Raw genomic sequence first — 20,042 nt, 5'->3', positions numbered from 1 at the left:
TGATCCGAAGATCAGCTCGCCACCATCAAGCGCCCACACTTATCGGCTGTTAATTTTTAAAGAGCATTTCTGCGAGGAACTTCGTGCTTCTCAGCAGCGCTGCGTTTTCAGCAGCAGAGAAGCGAGATTATCAACCGTTTTTTTAAACTCGTCAACAACTTTTTTAACTACTTCGTTGCGACGACTGCGGTTTAAATTCGTATGCACTGGAGTCGATAAAACCGACTTCAACAGCACCGCTTCTCTTCTTCCCCCGCGCTGCGTTTCCGTTAGCGCGAAAGAGGCGTAATTCTAAGCACCCGCCCCGGTCTCCGCAACCCCTTTTGTGAAATATTTTTGACGCGCAGTGCCGAGGACCGGTGAGCCTCCCCATTGGTCATATATAAGCGGCACGGCAAGAGCAGCCTCGGTCGCCCGTGATCAGCCCCGCCGTAGCGAACTCAACCTTCCGTCAATTACCGCCCAACCATCGCCCTCACCACGCCGTCCCGTCGAATCAGTCCGTGATACAGCGCCGCCGCGAAGTGCGCGAGGAACGTCAAGAAGAACAGATAGGCCAGCACGCGATGCGCGACCCTGAGCCAGGCGAACGCAACCGGATCAGCCGCAACGATCGCCGGCAACTGCACGCCGCCGCCCAATGTCACCGGATACCCGCCAGCCGACAGCATCGCCCACCCGATCAGCGGCATCGCCAGCATCAGCGCATACAGCACCAGATGCGACCCATGCGCGGCAACCTTCTGCCACCAAGGCAAATCCTCAGGCAACGCCGGCGGCTTCGACGAAAACCGCACCACGATCCGCACACACACCAGCACCAGCACGGCAATCCCCAGCGGCTTGTGCAACGCCACCAGGAAATCGCGCCGCCCGGAAACCGACGCCACCATCCCTACCCCGATGAACAGCATCGCGACGATCATCGCGGCCATCACCCAATGCAGCAGCCTCGCCGGCAAGCCAAACGTCGTAGCAGCCTTCATCATCGTCCCTCCGCACTCAATCGCGCCGCGCCAGCCACGCCGGCCTCTTCACTCGTCCTGCGCAGATACGAATCCGCATACGCCGCCGACCGCGCCGCCAGCAACGGATCCCCCGACACCTGAATCCCCTGCGGCAGCACCGTCGGGTCGTAATTCACGTCCCGGCACGGCCCGCTGTCCTGCGGCTCCACGCGATCGAGCACGAGCGTGCCCGCGTCGATCGTCATCCGCTGCGCGGGCCAGGTCTTCGTCGCGTCGTCCACCGGGTCGCCGGGTTCCGCCAGCGTGACCAGCAGCTTCCACTTCTGCGCGCCGTCCGCGATGCGCCGCGTCAGGTCCTGCTGCAGCACGTTCGGATCCGCGGTCGTCGCGACGTCCCCGGCGCCCGCCGTCTGCTCCGGCACGACGCGCCAACGCACCGCCTGGCGCTTGCCGGCCGCGTCGACGAAGTAAAACGCGTTCAGCCCGTAATAGCTTTCGGTTACGTAGCTCGCGCTCGGCTTCGCACCCTTCACCCAGGCGCGGAACGCGGCCGTCTCCGGATGCGCACCGAAAAACGCCTTCACCTTCGCCGGATCGGGCTTGCCCGTCGCCGGATCCGGCCGGGTCGCCAGCAGCTGCGCGTAGAACGCCTTCGGCGTCGCCACCGGAAACACGGGCATCGCGTTCATCCCGGTCCGCCATTGCTGGCCGTCCGGCGCGGTGAGCTTCAGCGCGAGGCTGCGGATCGGCACGCTGCTGTCTGGCGCGTACGGATTCCCGCCCGGCAACGCGAAGCGCCCGACCACCGGCGTGCGCACTGCCTTGAAGAACGGCGCAACCGAATACGCGCTCGCGGCGCCGTTGCCTTCGAAGTAACCGGTCGCGCACACGCCCTTCGCGTGATTGCGGCGGAAGCCCGGATGCTCGCCGCCGGCCGTCTGCAGCGCATCGACGAGCCGGTGCGGGGTCAGACGCGCCGGCGCAAGCCAGCCGCCGACATACCCGAACGCCACGGCCACGCCAGCCACCGCGCCGCCGATCACGGTCCAGCGCCACCACCCGCGCCCGGGCTCGCGCGGCGGCGAAGAAGAGGAAGACTGCTTCATGGATGCACTCCCGATCGTCAGATCATTGTCGAACGCACGTAGGACGCCACCCGCGCCGCTTTATTCCACGAAGAAATTTTTCGTATGCTGACGGAATAAGCGGCGCCGACCGGCGTCCTACGCGGCATCTCCACGCTTTCGGCTCCCGGCCCGGCCATGCCACCACACGCCCCCGACGACGACGCGTTACGCGAACTCATCCCCAGGCTTCGACGCTTCGCGCTCTGGCTGGCGCGCGACGTCCACGCGGCCGACGATCTCGTGCAGTCGACGCTCGAGCGCGCGCTGTCGCGCTGGACGAGCCGCCGCGACGACGCGTCGCTGCGCAGCTGGCTCTTCACGATCCTTTACCGGCAGTTTCTCGACGGCAAACGCAGCGCGAAGCGCTACGCGTGGCTGCTCGGCCGCATCCGCAGCGACGACGAGCCGCACTGGCCGTCCGCCGAACGCGAAGTGACCGCGCGCGCGACGCTCGAGGCGTTCGGCCGCCTGTCCGACGAACAGCGCAGCCTGCTGCTGCTGGTCGCGGTCGAGGGCTTCACCTACCAGGAAGTCGCCGACCTGCTCGACGTGCCGATCGGCACCGTGATGTCTCGACTCTCCCGCGCGCGCCAGGCACTGCGCCAGCTCAGCGACGGCGAGCTTCCTGCCCCTTCTTTGCGGTTGATGAAATGAACAACCTCCATCCCGACGAACACGATCTCCAGGCCTATGTCGACGGCCAGCTCGACGACGACGCGCGCGCCGCGGTCGAGCGCTATCTCGCGCTGCATCCGGAGAGTGCGGAACAGGTGAAACAATGGCAGCAGGATGCGCAGCGGTTGCGGGCCGCGCTGGAGGGCGTGCGGATGCCTGGCGCGAATCCCGAGCTCGATCCTGCGGCGCTTCGTGCCCGACGCGCGGAGCGTTCGCGGATGCGGTTCGCGATGGCGGCTTCGTTCGTGTTCTGCATCGGGCTCGGCACGTTCGGCGGGTGGCAGGCACGCGGCTGGAACGCGCCGCCGGCCGTGGCGCCGATGAGCGATGCGGTCGAGGCTTACCGGATGATGGTGGTCGATCGGGCCGCGAAGGTGGATTTCCGGCCGACGAGTGCGGGAGATTTGCAGACCTGGCTCACCAGCCGCGTGGGCGCGTCGGCGAGGCTGCCGGATTTGAGCGCGGCGGGGTTCAGGCCGGTTGGCGGGCGTCTGTTTGCAACCGGGCATGGCGCGGCCGCGATGGTGCTCTATCAGGACGACGCGGGACGCACGCTGAGCTTCTACCTGCGGCCGCCGGAATCCGCGCACCGGTTGATGGAAGCCGGCCAACGGGTCGATGGCGCGTTGCTGGCGCGGTACGGGTCGGTGAACGGACTCAACTTCGCCGTGGTCGGGCCGGCGGATAGTCTTGGGGAACAAGCGGTCGTGCGGGCGCTCGACGCGCAGACCTGAGTGATACGATGCGCGGCCTCGCGGCCGGCGCTGGACCGCCGCCCGGGTGCCTGATCACGCGGGCGACCAGGCCTCGGTGTGCCCGCCCACCGCTCAAGCGCACAGCGTTTGGAGTCAGTTTGGAATCGGTTGTCCACATCGGGAAGACGGCTCGATGTCTGGATTGAAAATCGCCGCTCTCACCTTCGTCCTTCACAGCATTTCGAGTGGCTTCCGTGTTGGATATCCACATCGAAGCTTCCATTCTCGATCGCGCTCACCGGGCAAGCGCACAGTTTTTTAAGTGCTCTGGTAATTGAGATATCCACATCTCGAGCACCAATGTCATCGATCGCCAGTCAGTTGATCGATTCATCACATCAAAACGGGCAAAGCCACGCCACACGGGCCTCGCGGCGCGATGAAGCCATCCGCTTCCGGGTGCCAACTCTTTCGTTGCACAGCATTTTGATTGATTCCAAAGCAGGATTATCAACATCTTTTTCAACATGCTGCGCCGCTCGAATAACTGAATCCTTCCCGGTCTGCCTTTGTCGTGAAACACGCTTCAGGTAAGGCTGCGAATGTGCCACAGCGTTTTCGATCTGGTTTGCGCCGTTTGTCCACATCCATCGCAACGCTCACACGAGCATGCCATTCCGACATGCTCGTCAGCGCGATCACGCCGCCTTCTGCGTTCGCGGCAGAGTTCACGTGCACACAGCATTCTGCCTCCTCAGTCGGCGCAATATCCACACGCATCAGCGCTGCGGTGGCTTGGTCCGCCCTGCCACCAGCAAATGGCCATGCCGCTCGCAGAAACACTCGTCATGCCAACCGTAATGCGGATCGGTGCAGACCGAGTGCCGCACATGCGCGGGCAACGTGAGCGCGCGCAGATGAAGATCTTCACGTAACGCCGCGAACACGCCGCCCTTCGTCGGCCAGTCAGCGCGGACAGGCTTTTCCGGCAGCGCATTGCCGAACTTCAGTTCCTCGCGAACGATCGCGTCGAGGTCGGCGCACAACGGTGCGGGTTGCATGAAGCTCATGATCGATTGCTCGGCGGTCGTGAGGGCGTGGAATCCTGGCTGAATCTCATCTGTGATCCCGGATTCCCCTGGTGCGGATCGTAGCGAAACTCGTCTGCTTCCTGTGCACACGGTTCGCGGCTCGCCACAGCGGGATATTCGCTTACCACCGTCAATCCCAATGACTTCGCTATCGACCAGACGATCTTCGACCCTGTGACGTTCGCGTCGAGGAAGCCGACCGTATCGAACAGGATCGCCACACTGTGAATGCCGGCGATTCTACAGATGCGCGTGTTGGCCCTGCGTCCTCATGCATCACAGCCTGTCGCTTTGGTTGTCTGCTCGCTGCACGCAGTGCATATCGTGCCCGGATCACAGTCTCCGGACTGTGCTTATCCAAGGGTGTTAACAGAGTTCGTATACATACGTAGTGATAGTTAACAAGCTGGCTGCCTCACAGTGGATAACCTCCGTAACGCACTGATTTTTCAGCACGAAGCGGAATGCATAACCGTAGGCGATGCGCGTGCACAGCTCTGTGGAGCACAGAACAACTTTTCGTCGATTCACAGCGGCGCCGACATATCCTCAATCGTTCCACTGTGAATTCAGAGGCTTGCAGGACGGTTATCCAGAGGGAAGTGTGGATAACTTCACAGCGCGTCGACACGTTTTGCTGTGACGTCAAGACGTGAAGCCCACGTCCTCGGCGCGCCCCAGGCAAGGTCGATCGCCAGCGCTCACGACCCTCGATTCAAAAAATTTTCACGAAGGGGCTTGTGCTCCTCAAAAACCCTCTCTATAATTCGCGGCTTCTTAGGCTCGTAGCTCAGTTGGTTAGAGCACCACCTTGACATGGTGGGGGTCGTTGGTTCGAATCCAATCGAGCCTACCAACGAACAAAATGAAGGGGTCCGGCAGCACGCATTGCCTACAGGCAATCCGGCTCGCCAAACATACAAACGCCACGCGGCAACATCGCGTGGCGTTTTTCTTTTTCCGGCCGAAACAACGCATGCACGTGCCGTTGCATCGTGCGATCCGCGTAGCAGCCGGCGATCGGCAAAGCAGGGCGCAGAGCGGGGAAAGCGGGCACAAGGCGCCCGCCGGCCACCCTCAGTGCAGATGCTTCAACTTGTCAGGATTCCGCACGACATAGATCGCGACGATCTTCCCGTCGTCGATCTCGAGCGCAGTGGTCTGCAGCTCACCGTCAGCTTCCAGCGTGACGAACCCCGGTAACCCGTTGACGAATCCTGCACGCACGAGCGTCGACGGATGCGTGGCGAACAACGGGACGCCGATGCTCGCGCATCGGCTGCTTGACGCGGTTCCTCCGACGAACCGGTGTCAAGCTTTCACGAGCGCCGCGCGGTTGTCATGGGCCGTCAGTAGCGAGCACGCGCGGGCATGCGCATTGCATCCACGTTCCGAGCCCCACCATGACAGGCGCCGGCGGCTTGTCACACCGCCGTCCCGTTCACCGCGACGTGCTTTCATTTTTCTTTCGCTTTGGTTGCGCCCGAAATCCGATTCGCGACGTTCACATTTCTGGCCCATACTGTTCTGCACGGGCAGATGAAGTGATGCCGCATCAGCGGCCCGGCACGCGCCGGCTGCCCGACGACGCAGCAACGAAGATCGCACGTCAGCCGCGCGCATCCGAGCGCAAGGCTTTCCTTTTTCCGGCAACGCAACGCAGCGAATCGCGACGTGGACGGTAAACCGATGAGCCTCCTTGCATCCCAGCTTCAGCGCCGTTACCAGGACGTGCGCGCCCATAGCGTCGCGTTGACGGCGACGCTATCCGCTGAAGACCAGGCCGTGCAGTCGATGCCCGACGCGAGTCCGGTGAAATGGCATCTCGCGCATACGACCTGGTTCTTCGAAACCGTCGTGCTGATGCGCCGCGTGCGCGGCTACGCGCCGTTCGACGACGCGTTCCAGTTCCTCTTCAACTCCTATTACGAAGCGCTCGGCCCGCGCCATCCGCGGCCGCAGCGTGGGCTGCTTACGCGTCCGTCGCTCGATGAGGTGCATGCGTACCGGCAGCACGTCGACGAAGCGATGCTGCGCGCGGTCACCGATGCCGATCCGGCGTGGCTCGCCGCGATCGCGCCCGAGGTCGAGCTAGGCCTGCATCACGAGCAGCAGCACCAGGAGCTGATCGTCACGGACATGCTGCATGCGTTCTCGTGCAACCCGCTGAAGCCGGCGTTCCGGCTGCGCGACGCGGCCGACCCGCAAGCCGCGCTGGCCGCGGGCGACGCCGGTCCGTTGCGCTGGCTTCACCAGCCGGGCGGGCTCGTCGAGATCGGCCACGACGGCGACGCGTTTTCGTTCGACAACGAACGGCCGCGCCATACGGCGCTCGTCCAGCCTTGCGAGATCGCGAACCGTCTCGTGACGAATGCGGAATTCGCGGCCTTCATCGCGGACGGCGGCTACCAACGCCCCGAATACTGGTTGTCCGACGGCTGGGCGACGGTGCAGCGGGAAGGGTGGCGAGGGCCCGCGTACTGGATGCCCGACGACGACGACGGTGCGATAGCCCCGCGCGACTGGCGCACGTTCGGCCTGCACGGCGTGGCGCCGCTCGCGCCCGATGCGCCCGTGTGTCACGTGAGTTTCTACGAAGCAGCCGCGTATGCGGAATGGGCCGGTGCACGCCTGCCGACCGAATTCGAATGGGAAGCCGCGTTCGACACGGACGGTATCCGGCAGATGCTCGGCCACGTGTGGCAGTGGACGCGTTCGTCCTACGAGCCGTACCCGGGTTTTCGGCCGCTCGCGGGCGTCGCGGCCGAATACAACGGCAAGTTCATGGTCGGCCAGCAGGTCCTGCGCGGCAGCAGCATCGCGACGCCGCCGGGGCACGAACGGCCGACGTACCGCAATTTCTTTCCGCCGGCCGCGCGCTGGCAATTCACGGGAGTGCGACTTGCGCGAGACGTCTGACCTGACGGCCACGAGCGGTGGCCTGCAACCCGCCCGCGATTCGCGGCCGAGCGCGTTCGAGCGCGACCTGATCGACGGACTGTCGCGCACGCCGCGCAGCATTTCGCCGAAATACTTCTACGATGCGGCAGGCTCCGAGTTGTTCGACCGCATCTGCGAACTGCCCGAGTACTACCCGACACGCACCGAGCTCGGCATCCTGCGCGATCGCGCGGCCGAGATCGTGCGGCGCGTCGGCCCGCATGCGGACATCGTCGAATTCGGCGCGGGTTCGCTCGAGAAGATCCGCGTGCTGCTCGACGCGTGCGCGGACAACTACGCGAACGCGCCGGCGCGCTACGTGCCGATCGACATCTCGGCCGACTACCTGCACGGCGCGGCCGCGCGGCTGCGTGCCGCGTATCCGTGGCTCGACGTCGCGCCGATCGCGGCCGACTACACGAAGGCCGAGCAACTGGCCGAGCTGACCGAGACGCCGCGGCGGCGCATCGGCTTCTTCCCCGGCTCGACGATCGGCAACTTCTCGCCGGAGGAAGCCGACGCGTTCCTGCGCGATGCCGCGCGGCTGCTGCGCGGCGGCGGACTGCTGGTAGGCGCGGATCTCGTGAAGGACGAGCGCACGCTGCATCACGCGTACAACGACGCGCAGGGCGTGACCGCGCAGTTCAACCTGAACCTGCTCGCCCGCGCGAACGCTGAGCTCGGCGCGGATTTCGATCTCGACGCGTTCTCGCATTGCGCGTTCTACGACGCCGAGCGGCAGCGCATCGAGATGCATCTCGTCAGCGACATCGCGCAGACGGTGCACGTGCGCGGCCACGCATTCCGCTTCGATGCCGGCGAGCGCATTCACACCGAGAACTCGCACAAGTTCACGATCGACGGCTTCCAGGCGATCGCACGGCGTGCGGGTTTCGAACCGGATACCGTGTGGACCGACGCGGACAACCTGTTCAGCGTGCATTGGCTGCGCAGCGTCGACGACATTCGCGCGTAACGGCAACGCGGGCTGCATCCCGGCAAAAATGCCCGCCTTTACCGATTCGATGCGCCGTCGCAACGGCGTGTCGAATCTCGCCTCTTCCTTGTCCCGCAAGGCTTTGCGTCCGTCCGTAAACGCCCGTTACCGGTCTCGCATACCGGTTTCACCTGTGTCGGCTCCGCGTGCCTAGACTCCGAACCGTATTCACATGACGCACGACACGTGCAGGGAGTCGCGAGATGAGCAAGAAACTTATTCTCGGTGCAGTTCTCGGTGTAGCAGCGCTGGCAGCCTCGGGCGTCGCATCGGCCCACGTCGACCTGTCGGTCGGGATCGGCGTGCCGGGCGTCTACGCGGAACCGGCGCCCGTCTACGTCGCGCCGCCGCCGCCGGTGATGTACGCTCCGGTGGGCTACCGCGACGACGACTGGCGTGCGCGCGAATGGCGTGAACACGAGTGGCGCCGCCGTGAATGGCGCGAGCACGAGTGGCGCGAGCACGGCGGACGTGACGGCGGCTGGCGCGGCCGCTGGGACTGAGCCTGGCGACCGATTTACAAGAACATTGATCACGACAACAAGAGGAGAGTGATCGCATGAAGCCGATTCAACACATCAGGTTGTGCGCAACGGCCGCTGTCGTTGCGCTCGCAACGATCGGCAGCGCGCACGCGGCAGGCTGCATGAAGGGCGCGGTGGTGGGCGGCGTCGCCGGCCACTACGCCGGACATCACGCGGTAGTGGGCGCGGTCGGCGGCTGTATCGTCGGCCACCACATGGCGAAGAAGCACGAGCAGGAGCAGGCCGCGCAGCGCAAGGCCGCCGCGCAGGGCATGCAGCCTGCGCCGTAAGCCGCAGCAAGCGCATCCCGGGCGGAACGGCAGGCGCCGTTTCCGCCTTACATTTTCCTTGTTCGATGACGGCCGGCCACACATCCCGCACCCGCAGCCAGCCCGCCGCCGATTGATCTGACGAATTCGTTGTACACGCGCCGTTACGATCATTTACAACGTCGAACAGCGTGACCTTCGCGCGTTCCTAGAATGCAATCACTCGAACGCGCTCCAGGGAGCAAACAATGAAAACCAAACGATATCTGTCCGTGCTGGCAGCCGCGCTGCTCGCACTCGGTACGGTTTCCGCGTATGCGGCAGCCGGCGGTAATGGCGGCGGCAACGGCGGCGGTCATGGCGCAGGCGGCTCCGGCGGCAACGCGGGCGGCATGTCCGGCGGCCACATGAGCGGCGAAGCGATGAGCAACTCGAACGGCATGCGCGCGGGCGACCGCGACAAGGGCCTGTCGCGCGCGGCCGATCGCTCCGATTCGATCGCCGATCGTGCCGGTGCGCAACCGGGTCACGGTCACGGGCGCTCGCATGGGCATACCGCGCATGCATCGACGTCCCACCATCACGCGCATCACGACGCGTTCGGCCACACGCTGTAAGCGCGGGACTGCGCGAGAAAGAAGGGCGCTTCGGCGCCCTTTTTTCATGGCGGCGGCGAACGCGGCTGTCGCGCGCGCGCATCGCATCGACCCCGATTTGCAACCAGCCGTAACCACGCGCGCGAACGCGCGAGGATACGAATCGCTTTCATCCGAATGACAGGCGGATTCGCCGCGCAGCGGCGGGTATCGCATCAACGTCGCGGCCCGATCCATGAAAAAAGGGCGGCTCATCGCCGCCCTTCGTTTCAGCGCCCGGCGCCCGCAAGCGGCGCAACGGGTGCGACAGGCTCGAACAACGCATCGGCCTGCCTGACGCGCACGAACCGCGCCGCGTCTCCCCCCTGCACCAGCGCACGGAAATGCGCCTCGCCGCACGCGAGCTTCGCGCGCTCGTGCTCGCTCGACACATCGCCATCCGCATTCGGCGTATCGACGACGAAGTACAGCCGCTCGCCGTCATCCTGCTCCGCGAGCACCGCCCAGTCCGGGTGATAGCTGCCGAGCGGCGTCGGCACGCGGAACCACGCGGGCAGCTTCGCGTACAGCTTCACGCCGTCGTGCGCCTCCAGTGCGTCAGCGAACGCGCGCTCCGCATCGGTCTCGCACACGACCGCCTCGTGGATCGACTTGCGCGCCTCGGGCCGCAGGTTGCGCAGATAGCCGGTCAGCGCCTCGCTTTCGAACGATTCGAGCGCATGCACGTGGCGCTCGCCGAGCTTTCGGTACGCGATGCCGGCAACCAGCGCGAGCCGCTTGCAACGGTTGATCGCGTCGGCGGCCAGCGCGATGAACTGCTGCGGATTCACGCGGAAATCGTCGAGCCGGCCGCTGTCGGCCAGGATCGTCGCGAGCGAGCGGCGCGTGAGCTGCGTGCGGTCCTGCAGTTCGGTCAGCAGGTCGGGCAGCGGCAGCTCGCCTTCGTCGATCAGCACCGTGCCGGCGCCGGCCACTTCGATCGCCTCGATGCCGGCCTTGCCGATGTCGATCTCGGCCTTGCGCCACTGCAGCCGCGCGCGCGCGATGTCCGGCGCGTCACGCAGCGCGGCCGTGCAGTCGCGCACGAGCTTCGCGTTGTCGAACTCGACGCTGTACACGGTGCGATGGCGGATACGGTCCCACAGCGCGCGGAAGTCGTCGCCGAACACGACGGCCTTGCCCGACGCGTCACGCCGCAACGCGATCGCACGGCGCTCGTCGGCATTGCGGACCGCGAAGCGGCCCGACAGCTTGCGCAGCGTCGCGACGATCGGCGCGCGCAGCGACTCGAATGCTTCGGGCAGCACGAGCGCGCTCTGGCGCAGCGCATCCTTCAGCCGGTCGAGCACCTTGCCCTGCGCGTCGACATAGCCCTGCTCATGCAGATGCGTCCACAGCACCCGTGACAGCTCGATGCCGAGCGCATGCGCGGGCCCGTCGCCTTCCTGCACCGGCAGCGCCGCGAACTGGTGTTCCTCGACGATCCCGAAACGGATGCCGGTGTCGGCCTCGATTTCCTTCTGCAGGTTCTCCGCGAACGACTCGTAGCGCTCGGTCGCGATCACGGTGAGCGTGTTCACGCCCGGGTCGCGCACGCGTTCGCCGTCCTGGTCGACGGCGAGGCGCAGCCCGCGGCCAAGCGTCTGGCGGCGTTCGCGCTCGGTCTGGATGTCGCGCAGCGTGCAGATCTGGAACACGTTCGGGTTGTCCCAACCTTCCTTCAGCGCCGAGTGCGAGAAGATGAACTTCAGCGGCGTGTCGAACGACAGCAGCGCTTCCTTCTCGCGCATGATAAGGCCGTACGCGCGCTCCGCGTTTTCGCGGGCCGCCGCGCTGCTCTCGCTCGTGTCGGTCCAGCCGCCCTTGCGGTCGATCGAGAAGTAGCCGTTGTGCGCGCGCTCGACTTCGAGCGCGACGTCGACGCCGTCGAACAGCGCGCGGTAGGCCGGCACGCGCGCCGCGCGCGCATATTCCTCTTCGAAGATCAGCGCGTAGTCGCCCTTCACCGGCATCCCGCTCTCGTCGTAGCGGCGATAGCGTTCGACCGAATCGACGAAGAACAGCGACAGCACCTTCACGCCGCGCTCGGCCAGACGCAATTCCTTGTCGAGATGCTCGCGGATCGTACGGCGGATCATCTCGCGCTGCACGGCGAGCGTGTCGATGTCGCCGAACGCCTCGCCGAGCGACAGGAATGCCTCGCCCTCCGGATGGCGCAGTTCGACGTATTCGGCGCCCTTCACCGCATGGACTTCGCCGATCCGCAGCCCCGCATACAGCGCGCGTTTGGTCACGCGTTCGAGATCGTCGCCGTCGGTGGCCGACACGATCTGGCGCTTCACGCCGGCCGTGGTCGCGACGTCGAGCTCGATGCGCGCGCTGATCGCGCCGCGCCGGTTCGACACGCCGACGAGCCGCACGTACGGCTTGTTGTGCGCATCCTCGACGATTGCCGACGCGATCTCGATCTGCTTGACGAGCTTGCGCTCGTACGCATCGACCGCGTCGAGCCGGTACACCATGTGGTGACGGTCGACGTGCGTCGCCGAATAGCGCAGCGTGCAGAGCGGCGCCATCGCGGCCAGCGCTTCGCGGCCGCGCCCCTCGAGCCCGCCGTCGACGCTTTGCGGCTCGTCGACGATCACGATCGGCCGCGTCGCGCGGATCAGGTCGATCGGCTTCTCGCCGCCGGTCTTCTCGCTGTCCTTGTAGAGGTTGTTGATCTCTTTCTTGTTGATCGCGGCGACGGTCATCACCATGACCTGGATCGCCGCGCTCGCCGCGAAGTGGCGCACCTGGCCGAGCTTCGCGGAGTCGTACAGGAAGTAGTCGTACGGCACGCCGGCATACAGCGCGCGGAAGTGATCCTCGGTGATGGACAGCGTCTTGTGCACGCCTTCCTTGATCGCGATCGACGGCACGACGATCACGAACTTCGTGAAGCCGTAGCGGCGGTTCAGCTCGAAGATCGTGCGCAGGTACACGTAGGTCTTGCCGGTGCCGGTCTCCATCTCGACGGTGAAGTCGCGCGAGCCGGGCAGGCCGGACGGCGGCAGCCCGCCGCGCAACTGCACGTCGGCGAGATTGCGCGCGAGCGCGTCGTCGGTCAGCGACAGCCGGTTGCCGACGCCTTGCTCCGACACCGCGAAGCCGAGCGAGCCTTGCGCCGCGGCGGTGGTGCCGGGCGCGGCGTTCGCGAGCACGCTGAAGTCGCCGCGATACGATTCCTGGCCGCGAAACAGGTCGCAGACGGCGTCGATCGCCTCGCGCTGGTAGTCGAGATCCGCTTCGAAATGCAGCCGCATCACAGGCTCCGCACGCGCTTCACGCCGTGCTGTTCGAGCAGCGCGGCGAGATTGAGCTTCGCGACGTCGTCGACGAAGCCGCTGTCGCGGAACAGGCACGTGACGTCGCGCGTCGCGCCGGTCGCGTCGAGCAGCGCGACGATGCCGTCGGCGAGCGGGCCCGCGTCGTCGCGCGACACGCGTGCATCGAAGCACGCGACGATCGAGCGGCCGATCAGGTGCACGGTCTTGCCGGCCACCTGGTGGTGCTCGACCGGCGTGCACAGGTCGAGGCCGAGCTTCAGCGTCAGCTCGGCGAGCAGGTCGTCCTCGCTGCGGCCGGTCTTCACGTGCTCGACGGACGCGAACAGCGCATGGTCGAAGTCGTCGCGGCGCGGATCCCACTCGATTACGTTGGTCGTGTCGAGCCGGTACACGCGGAAACCGAGGTCGCCATAGCTTTCCGGATAGTCGCGCGCGACTTGCTGCGCGGTGCGGCGCAGGCGTTCCTTCGTGACTTCGGCGAGCGTCAGCGGCTTCTTCAGCTTCGCGCAGAAATCGGCGGCCGCCAGTTGCGTCTTGTCGCGGCGGTCGAGCGCCTCGGGCAGCTGCACGAGGATGTAGCGGCGCGCGCCGCCGTCGGTCGCGTTCACCTGCATCACCGCGTGGCCGGTCGAACCGGAGCCCGCGAAGCAGTCGAGCACGATGTCGTCGCCGCGCGTGCACCAGCCGATCACGGCCGCCGCGAAGTCGACCGGCTTCGGCTGGTCGAACGGGATGCCGAGCGTCTTCAGCAGCGCGTCGTCGGAGCCGGCGAACGGCAGCACCGACGGCACGTTCTCGTACATGTTCTCGTCGAGGTAGTAGATCCGCTGCGGCTGCGTGGTTTCATCCGCGCCGAATTCGATCTGGCCGCGCTCGATCAGCGCCTGCATCGTCGCGGGCGGGTTGCGCCAGCCGCGCGCCGGCATCGCGCACGGCTTGCCGGTGACCGGGTGGAGCAGCGGCGTGAAATACTCATCCGGCGCCTTCTTCTTGTTCGGCCACGCCATCGACACGAGGCGGTACACGCGCCCGTCGGCCGACAGCCGGTCGTACATCACCTCGCCGCCCGACAGGTTGGTCTGCGCCTTCATCCATGCGCGGTACGCCTTCTGCGCGTCCTTCGCGTTGCCGCTGCGGTACACCGCGTCGTGCGCGGCATCCAGCATGCGCTGCGCGTTGCGCTTCGGGCGCTTGAGCGGCGCCTGTTCGAGCAGCGTCTCGGCATTGCGCGCGAACAGCACCAGCGATTCGTGCTGGTACGCGACGCCGCGCGCATCGCCCTTCGGGTTGCGCTTGTCCCACACGGCCACGCCGAGCTCGTTCTCCTCGCCGAAGATCTCGCGCAGCATCAGCACCAGCGCATGCACTTCGTGCTCGTCGATGTGCACCGCGATCAGACCTTCGTCGGACAACAGCGCGTGCGCGAGCTTCAGGCGCGGATACATCATGTTCAGCCAGTCGGTATGGAACCGGCCGTTCGCCTCGGTATTGGTGCTGCGCTTCAGGCCGCCGTCGGTCTGGCCCGTCATCGACAGGTAGTGGCGGATGCTGTCGCTGAAGTCGTCCGGATAGACGAAATCGCTGCCGGTGTTGTACGGCGGGTCGATGTAGACGAGCTTGACCTTGCCCGCGTAGCTCTTGTGCAGCAGCTTCATCACGTCGAGGTTGTCGCCCTCGATCACGAGATGGCGCGTGTCGTCCCACGCGACGCTGTCGCCGGGGCAGGGGCGCAGCGTGCCCGTCGACGGCGTGAGCGCGGCCTGGCGCGCGCTGCGCTTGCCGTGCCAGTGGAAGCCGTAGCGCTCGTCGGCGGCGCCGACCGTGCGCTCGCCGACCAGCGCCTTCAGCACGTCGACGTCGACCGACGCGCCGTCCGGGCCTTCGGTCACGAGTTCGGGGAACAGCGCCTTCAGGCGCGCGACGTTGTCGGCGGTGAAATCCGTCGACATCGCCTGCGGGCTCGCCGCATCGAGTTTCTGCATCGTTTTTTCCATCGGAGCCCGGCCGCGTGCGCCAGGACGTCGGGCGCACTCACGGCACCGGCGGCAACGGCCACCCGGGCAAACCCGAAACGCTAGCGAGTCGGTCGGCGCAGGTCAAGCACCGATGTGAGGCGATCGTGCGCGCATCGGCCGCGATCGCCCGCCCGACGGGCCGCAAGGGGCTTCGGGCCGGTTGTCGCACGGGCCGGCCGGCGGGCCGTTCCCGGGCATCTCTCGTACCCCGAAAACGACGAAAAAAAGGGCACGGTCGGCGCAAAGCGCCGGCGTGCCCGCATGGAGAAATCCCGGATGGAGGGTACGGCGGGGCCGGATCGGCCCCGCTTGAGGTCAGAAGCGCGTGCGGATGCCCGACGTCAGTTCGAGCTGGTTCTTCGCGCCGAACGTCGACGACACCGTGTAACCGCCGTGCAGCTTCATGTAGTCGCCGGCCAGGTACAGCTCGGTGCGCTTGCTCAGGTGATAGAACACCGACCCGTAGATCGTCTCCTTGAAGCCGTTGGCGACGCCGTTGGTCAGGCTGAACGCGCCGAGGTTTGCATTCGGCGTGAAGCCGTCCGCGTTGTTCGCGGCATTCTTGATGCGCATCTGCTGATAGCCGAGCTCGTAGTCGAGCGCGCCCTTCGGCGCGATCTTCATCGACACGGTCCACGAATCGTCGTGACGCTGGCCGAGCGCGCCCTGGTCGCCGTTGTAGCGGAAGTAGCCGGCGTTCAGGCGCACGATGCTGAACGCGTAGGTGCCGCCGGCCGAGAACGTCTGGTTTGTGAAGCCGTTGTGGTTCACGTGGTTGTAGAAGCCGGACACGGCGAACGGGCCACCGTTGTAGCCGAGCGCGAGCTGGTACGCGGAACCGGTCGCGAACTGCGTCGAGTTGCTGAACTGGTAGCCGGCGCTGGCGAAGATGCCGTTGCTGAACAGCTTCTTCCACGCGATGCCGTTGTTGTAGCGCGTGCCGGTCGGGCCGGCCGCGTAGAAGATCATCTGCTTGAAGTTGTTCGAGTTGGTCCAGCCGCCTTCCTCGGTGGTCAGCTTCGACGAGCCGTACGCGTCGCCGTAGATCGCCGATGCGTCGCGCGCGATCGTATTCTGGAAGCCGGCCGTCAGCTTGCCGAAGCGCTCGTCCTCGACGCCGACCCACGCGTCGCGGTCGAAGATCTGGCCTTCGTCTTCCATCTGGCCGTTCGCGACCACGAATTCGCTTTCGAGGCGGAAGATGATCTTCGTGCCGCCGCCGATATCTTCAGCGCCTTTCAGGCCCCAGCGGCTGCCGCTGAACCACGGCTCGCCTTCGTTGCCCATCCCGATTACGTGATTGCCGTTCGCGTCGGCGTGGGTCCGGTAGGTCGGAAAGCTCAGGTCCATCAGGCCGTAGAGCTGCACGCTCGATTGCGCATGCGCCTGGGTGCCGGCACACAGGCCTGCCGCCGCGATGGAAAGGGCAAGGGTTTTTCGTTTCAAGATCGTCTCCTCCGAGCTGCCGCATTGAAATCTATTTGTCGGCAGTACGTAATGTATGCCGGATGTTGCCGACCACAGCGAGGGGGCCGACGCATAGCATCGTAGAGGGTGCAATCCTTCACGCCGCTTTCCCGGAGGAAAGAATCGGATCGGTGAAAACACCGAACGCGCAATAATCGCGAATCGGGCAGGGCGTGCGAACCCGCGCCCGCCAGGCCGATGGCGGGCTTTCGATACGCTTCGTGCTACGAATCGATAATGAGGGTGGGGCCGTCAGTCCTGCGCATGCTTCGCGCGCAGGATATAGCCGAGCCCGCGCAGCGTGATGATCTCGGCCGTGCTGCCCGCGAGATGCTTGCGCAGCCGGTGGATGTAGATGTCGATCGCATCGGCGCTCGGTTCGTCGTCGAGCGCGAATACGCTGTCCATCAGCCGCGCCTTCGACACCGTCTTGTTCTGCTGCAGCATCAGCGTTTCGAGAATCGCATGCTCGCGGCGGCGCAGCGCGAGCACCGCGTCGCCGCAGCGGAATTCGCGCGTGCCGAACGCATAGACGAGATCGCCGCACACCAGCTGCGTCGTGCCGACGCCGGCCTGCCGGCGGATCAGCGCGCGGATCCGTGCGACCAGTTCGCGTGATTCGAACGGCTTGACCACGTAGTCGTCGGCACCGGCGCCGAAGCAGTCGACCTTGTCGTCGACCGAGCCGTGGGCGGTCAGCATCAGCACCGGCACGTTGTCGTTGCGGCGCCGCAGCCGCGCGAGCACTTCCTTGCCACTGATGCCGGGCAGACGCATGTCGAGCAGCACCGCGTCGTAGCGTTCGGTCTTCAGCACCGTATCGGCGCGCTCGCCGTCGCCGACGCAGTCCACCGCGAAATCCTCGCCGCGCAGCAGGTTCACGATCCAGTGCGCGAGTTCGGCGTTGTCTTCGACCAGCAGGAGTTTCATGACCACATCTCTAAAGAAAACGCCGGGCCGCCCCAGGTTTTCCGCCCGGAACGAAGTCCCCTTGGGGGATTGCCCCCTCGGGCGGCCTGGCGCGTAGCGGCAGGTTTGAGGGGCACGCTTCAATCATAGGCGGGCAGCCGCACGGTCACGACGATACCGCGATTGCCGGGTCCCGGCGCGAGCGACACGCTGCCGCCGTGCGCCTGCGCGATCTCGCGGACGATCGCGAGCCCCAGGCCCGAGCCTTCGGTGTCGGCCGACACGCGGTAGAAGCGCTTGAACACGTGCGGCCGCGCTTCGGCCGGGATGCCGGGGCCGTTGTCGACCACGTCGAGCACCACCGCGTCGCCGTCGCGCCGCGCGGCGACCGTCACGCAGCCGCCCGGCTGCGTGTAGCGCACCGCGTTGTCGACGAGGTTCATCACCAGCGCGGTCAGCAGGCTGTCGCTGCCCGCGACGTCGAGCCGCTCGCCGAGATCGGCGCCGAGGTCGATATCGCGCCGCTGCGCGAGCACGATCGTTTCCTCGAGCACGCTCGACACGATGGTGGCGAGATCGACGCGATGCGTGAGCAGCGTCGACGGCGTCGCTTCCGCATGCGCGAGCAGCAGCAGCTTGTCGGTCACGTCGGCCATCTTGCGGCTGCTGCGCTGCATGCTGTCGAGCACCGACGCGAGGTCCGGATCGCCGTTGCCGCGCTGCTGCGCGTACTGGATCTGCGTGTCGAGCACCGCGATCGGCGTGCGCAACTGGTGCGCGGCGTCGGCGATGAAGCGGCGCTGCGTGGCCGTGTGCGTATTGAGCCGCGCGATGCACTGGTTGATCGCGTCGACGATCGGCCGCAGCTCGTGCTGCAGCCGCTCGGGGCGGATCGGCTCCAGCTCCATCGGCCCACGGTCGGCGACGTCGTCCTTCAGCTTCATCAGCGGACGCAGCTCGAGCGTGAGGCCGAGATAGACCAGCACCACCGCGAGCACCAGCATCAGCGACAGGCGCACGAGCTGCGGCCGCCAGATCGTGTCGACCATCGCGTCGCGCGAGCGGGTCGTCTTCGCGACGATCACCGTGACCGTCTCGATCTGCCCCTCGTCGTATAGCTGCCGATCGTAGGCGACCGCGCGCAGCGGCAGGCCGTCGAGCGTCGTGTCGTACAGCGTCGGGTCGATGCCGTGCTGCGCCGGCACGGCCAGCGCCGGATTGCCCGCGAGCAGCCGGTCGTGGCCGTCGATCACCTTGTAGAACACCGAATCGCGCGACGGCGATTCGAAGATCTCCAGCGCGGCCGGCGGCACGTCGGCGACCGGCAGCCCGTTGCGCCATTCGACGTCCTCGCCGATCGTGCGCGCGGACGCGACGAGCGCGCTGTCCTGCACGAGCCCGGCCGTGCGCCGCGCGGTGTCGTACGACATCGCGCCCGCGATCAGCACGAAGGCCGCGAGCGGCAGCAGCAACCACCACAAGAGCCGCCCGCGCAGGCTGTGCGCCATTCCCTCTCCTCAATGCCGAACCGCGCCGGGGCAACCGGCGCGGTTCGGGCGTGTCATGTGATGCGTGCGATGTTCAGAACGCGGCGGGGCGCCACTTCAGCAAGCGCTTCTCGACCCAGGTCAGCAGGTAGTCGGCGGCCAGCGCGACCACGGCCAGCACGATCATCGCCGCGAACACGCCGCTCGCGTTGAACGCGCCCTGGGCGGTGGAGATTAGCAGGCCGATGCCCTGCTTGGAACCCAGGAATTCGCCGACCACCGCACCGACCAGCGCGAAGCCGAAGCTCACGTGCAGGCTCGCGAGAATCCAGCTCAGCGCGGACGGAATCACGACGGCCGTGGTGATCTGCCGGCGCGACGCGCCGAGGATCTGCGCGTTCGCGATCAGGTAGCGGTCGGCCTCGCGCACGCCCTGGAACGCGTTGCCGAACACGACGAAGAACACCATCACGACGGCCAGCGCGATCTTCGACGCCATCCCGAGGCCGAGCGCGATCACGAAGATCGAGCCGAGCACGACGCGCGGGATCGAGTTCGCGATCTGGATGTACAGGCCGAACACGTCGGCCATCAGCTTGTTGCGGCCGAGCACGATCCCGCAGATCACGCCGGCGACCGAGCCGATCAGGAAGCCGATCCCGGTTTCCTCGAGCGTGACCCACACCTGCGTGAGCAGCGGGCCCTGCGACGTGCCGTTCACGAACCAGTCCTGGATCTGCTCGAAGATCAGCGTCGGCATCGAGAAGAAGAACGGATCGATCCACTTCAGGCGTGCGGCGAGCTCCCAGCCGCCGAGCACGACGACGAGCACGGCGATCCGCAGCGTGACGATCAGGTTGCGCCGGCGGCGCAGCCGGCGTTGCGCGGCGCGCTCGTCGTCCTCGAGCGTCGTCGCCGGAAGGGCGGTAGTGGGAAGCGTCATGTCGGTCATG

The 20,042-nt window shown here is 66.1% G+C and carries 18 protein-coding genes, 1 tRNA gene and 1 pseudogene; 9 read left to right on the top strand and 11 right to left on the bottom strand.

What is annotated here, in order from left to right:
- A partial coding sequence (locus PI86_RS17615; protein WP_235362683.1) for a hypothetical protein occupies positions 1-289 on the top strand: 289 nt, incomplete at its 5' end.
- 166 nt (positions 290-455) lie between these two features.
- On the opposite strand, the gene PI86_RS03815 is transcribed toward PI86_RS17615, so the two are convergent.
- Entirely contained in the window at positions 456-989 is a 534-nt protein-coding gene (locus tag PI86_RS03815; protein ID WP_039318865.1) for a cytochrome b, read from the bottom strand.
- Complete coding sequence (locus PI86_RS03810; RefSeq protein ID WP_039318863.1) at positions 986-2,074, bottom strand: catalase family peroxidase; 1,089 nt, start codon at positions 2,072-2,074, stop codon at positions 986-988. The genes PI86_RS03815 and PI86_RS03810 overlap by 4 nt, the downstream gene beginning before the upstream one ends.
- 156 nt (positions 2,075-2,230) lie before the next feature.
- On the opposite strand from PI86_RS03810, the gene PI86_RS03805 reads away from it, so the two are divergent.
- Positions 2,231-2,749 carry a sigma-70 family RNA polymerase sigma factor gene (locus tag PI86_RS03805; RefSeq protein ID WP_014895409.1) on the top strand — a complete coding sequence of 173 codons (519 nt, stop codon included), beginning with the start codon at positions 2,231-2,233 and terminating at the stop codon, positions 2,747-2,749.
- On the top strand, positions 2,746-3,504 hold the full coding sequence (locus PI86_RS03800) for an anti-sigma factor family protein (RefSeq protein ID WP_039318862.1): 759 nt from the start codon (positions 2,746-2,748) through the stop codon (positions 3,502-3,504). The genes PI86_RS03805 and PI86_RS03800 overlap by 4 nt, the downstream gene beginning before the upstream one ends.
- A gap of 256 nt (positions 3,505-3,760) precedes the next feature.
- Here the strand turns inward: PI86_RS03800 and PI86_RS16855 are convergent, their stop codons facing one another.
- Positions 3,761-3,994: a hypothetical protein gene (locus PI86_RS16855; protein ID WP_152608039.1), complete on the bottom strand. Its 234-nt coding sequence runs from the start codon at positions 3,992-3,994 to the stop codon at positions 3,761-3,763.
- A 250-nt stretch (positions 3,995-4,244) separates the two neighbouring features.
- Positions 4,245-4,535, bottom strand: a complete 291-nt coding sequence (locus tag PI86_RS03795) for a hypothetical protein (protein ID WP_039318860.1) — start codon at positions 4,533-4,535, stop codon at positions 4,245-4,247.
- Positions 4,536-5,335: 800 nt separating this feature from the next.
- On the opposite strand from PI86_RS03795, the gene PI86_RS03790 reads away from it, so the two are divergent.
- Positions 5,336-5,412: transfer RNA gene (locus PI86_RS03790), tRNA-Val, on the top strand.
- Positions 5,413-5,633: 221 nt separating this feature from the next.
- Here PI86_RS03790 and PI86_RS15995 read toward each other — a convergent pair.
- A pseudogene (locus tag PI86_RS15995) lies at positions 5,634-5,810 on the bottom strand (RNA polymerase sigma factor SigJ); the annotation flags it as partial.
- Positions 5,811-6,245: 435 nt separating this feature from the next.
- Between PI86_RS15995 and egtB the strand changes: the two are divergent.
- From egtB to PI86_RS03760, 5 genes are all read left to right on the top strand, one after another.
- Complete coding sequence (egtB, locus tag PI86_RS03780) at positions 6,246-7,475, top strand: ergothioneine biosynthesis protein EgtB (protein WP_039318858.1); 1,230 nt, start codon at positions 6,246-6,248, stop codon at positions 7,473-7,475.
- The gene (gene egtD, locus PI86_RS03775) at positions 7,459-8,472 is read left to right on the top strand and encodes an L-histidine N(alpha)-methyltransferase (protein WP_039318856.1); all 1,014 of its coding nucleotides are present in this window, start codon (positions 7,459-7,461) and stop codon (positions 8,470-8,472) included. The genes egtB and egtD overlap by 17 nt, the downstream gene beginning before the upstream one ends.
- A 224-nt stretch (positions 8,473-8,696) precedes the next feature.
- On the top strand, positions 8,697-8,996 hold the full coding sequence (locus PI86_RS03770) for a hypothetical protein (protein ID WP_014895416.1): 300 nt from the start codon (positions 8,697-8,699) through the stop codon (positions 8,994-8,996).
- A gap of 56 nt (positions 8,997-9,052) precedes the next feature.
- Complete coding sequence (locus PI86_RS03765; RefSeq protein ID WP_039318855.1) at positions 9,053-9,307, top strand: glycine zipper 2TM domain protein; 255 nt, start codon at positions 9,053-9,055, stop codon at positions 9,305-9,307.
- 227 nt (positions 9,308-9,534) lie between these two features.
- Entirely contained in the window at positions 9,535-9,903 is a 369-nt protein-coding gene (locus PI86_RS03760) for a hypothetical protein (protein ID WP_014895418.1), read from the top strand.
- A 248-nt stretch (positions 9,904-10,151) separates the two neighbouring features.
- Here PI86_RS03760 and PI86_RS03755 read toward each other — a convergent pair whose 3' ends face one another.
- The 6 genes from PI86_RS03755 to PI86_RS03730 form a co-directional block, all read right to left on the bottom strand.
- Positions 10,152-13,187, bottom strand: coding sequence for a type III restriction-modification system endonuclease (locus PI86_RS03755; RefSeq protein ID WP_039318854.1), 3,036 nt, complete (start codon positions 13,185-13,187; stop codon positions 10,152-10,154).
- Complete coding sequence (locus tag PI86_RS03750; RefSeq protein ID WP_014895420.1) at positions 13,187-15,193, bottom strand: site-specific DNA-methyltransferase; 2,007 nt, start codon at positions 15,191-15,193, stop codon at positions 13,187-13,189. Before PI86_RS03750 ends, PI86_RS03755 begins: the two co-directional genes overlap by 1 nt.
- Before the next feature lie 348 nt (positions 15,194-15,541).
- Positions 15,542-16,672 (bottom strand): porin, encoded by a 1,131-nt coding sequence (locus tag PI86_RS03745; protein ID WP_039318852.1) that lies wholly within the window; start codon positions 16,670-16,672, stop codon positions 15,542-15,544.
- Positions 16,673-16,945: 273 nt separating this feature from the next.
- Positions 16,946-17,623, bottom strand: a complete 678-nt coding sequence (locus PI86_RS03740) for a response regulator (protein WP_014895422.1) — start codon at positions 17,621-17,623, stop codon at positions 16,946-16,948.
- 119 nt (positions 17,624-17,742) lie between these two features.
- Positions 17,743-19,110, bottom strand: a complete 1,368-nt coding sequence (locus PI86_RS03735) for a sensor histidine kinase (protein WP_039318851.1) — start codon at positions 19,108-19,110, stop codon at positions 17,743-17,745.
- A 73-nt stretch (positions 19,111-19,183) separates the two neighbouring features.
- Positions 19,184-20,032 carry an ABC transporter permease gene (locus tag PI86_RS03730; protein WP_014895424.1) on the bottom strand — a complete coding sequence of 283 codons (849 nt, stop codon included), beginning with the start codon at positions 20,030-20,032 and terminating at the stop codon, positions 19,184-19,186.
- Positions 20,033-20,042 lie beyond the last annotated feature (10 nt).

The organism is Burkholderia sp. A9 (assembly GCF_000801975.1).
This window is presented reverse-complemented; position numbering and strand designations above follow the sequence as displayed.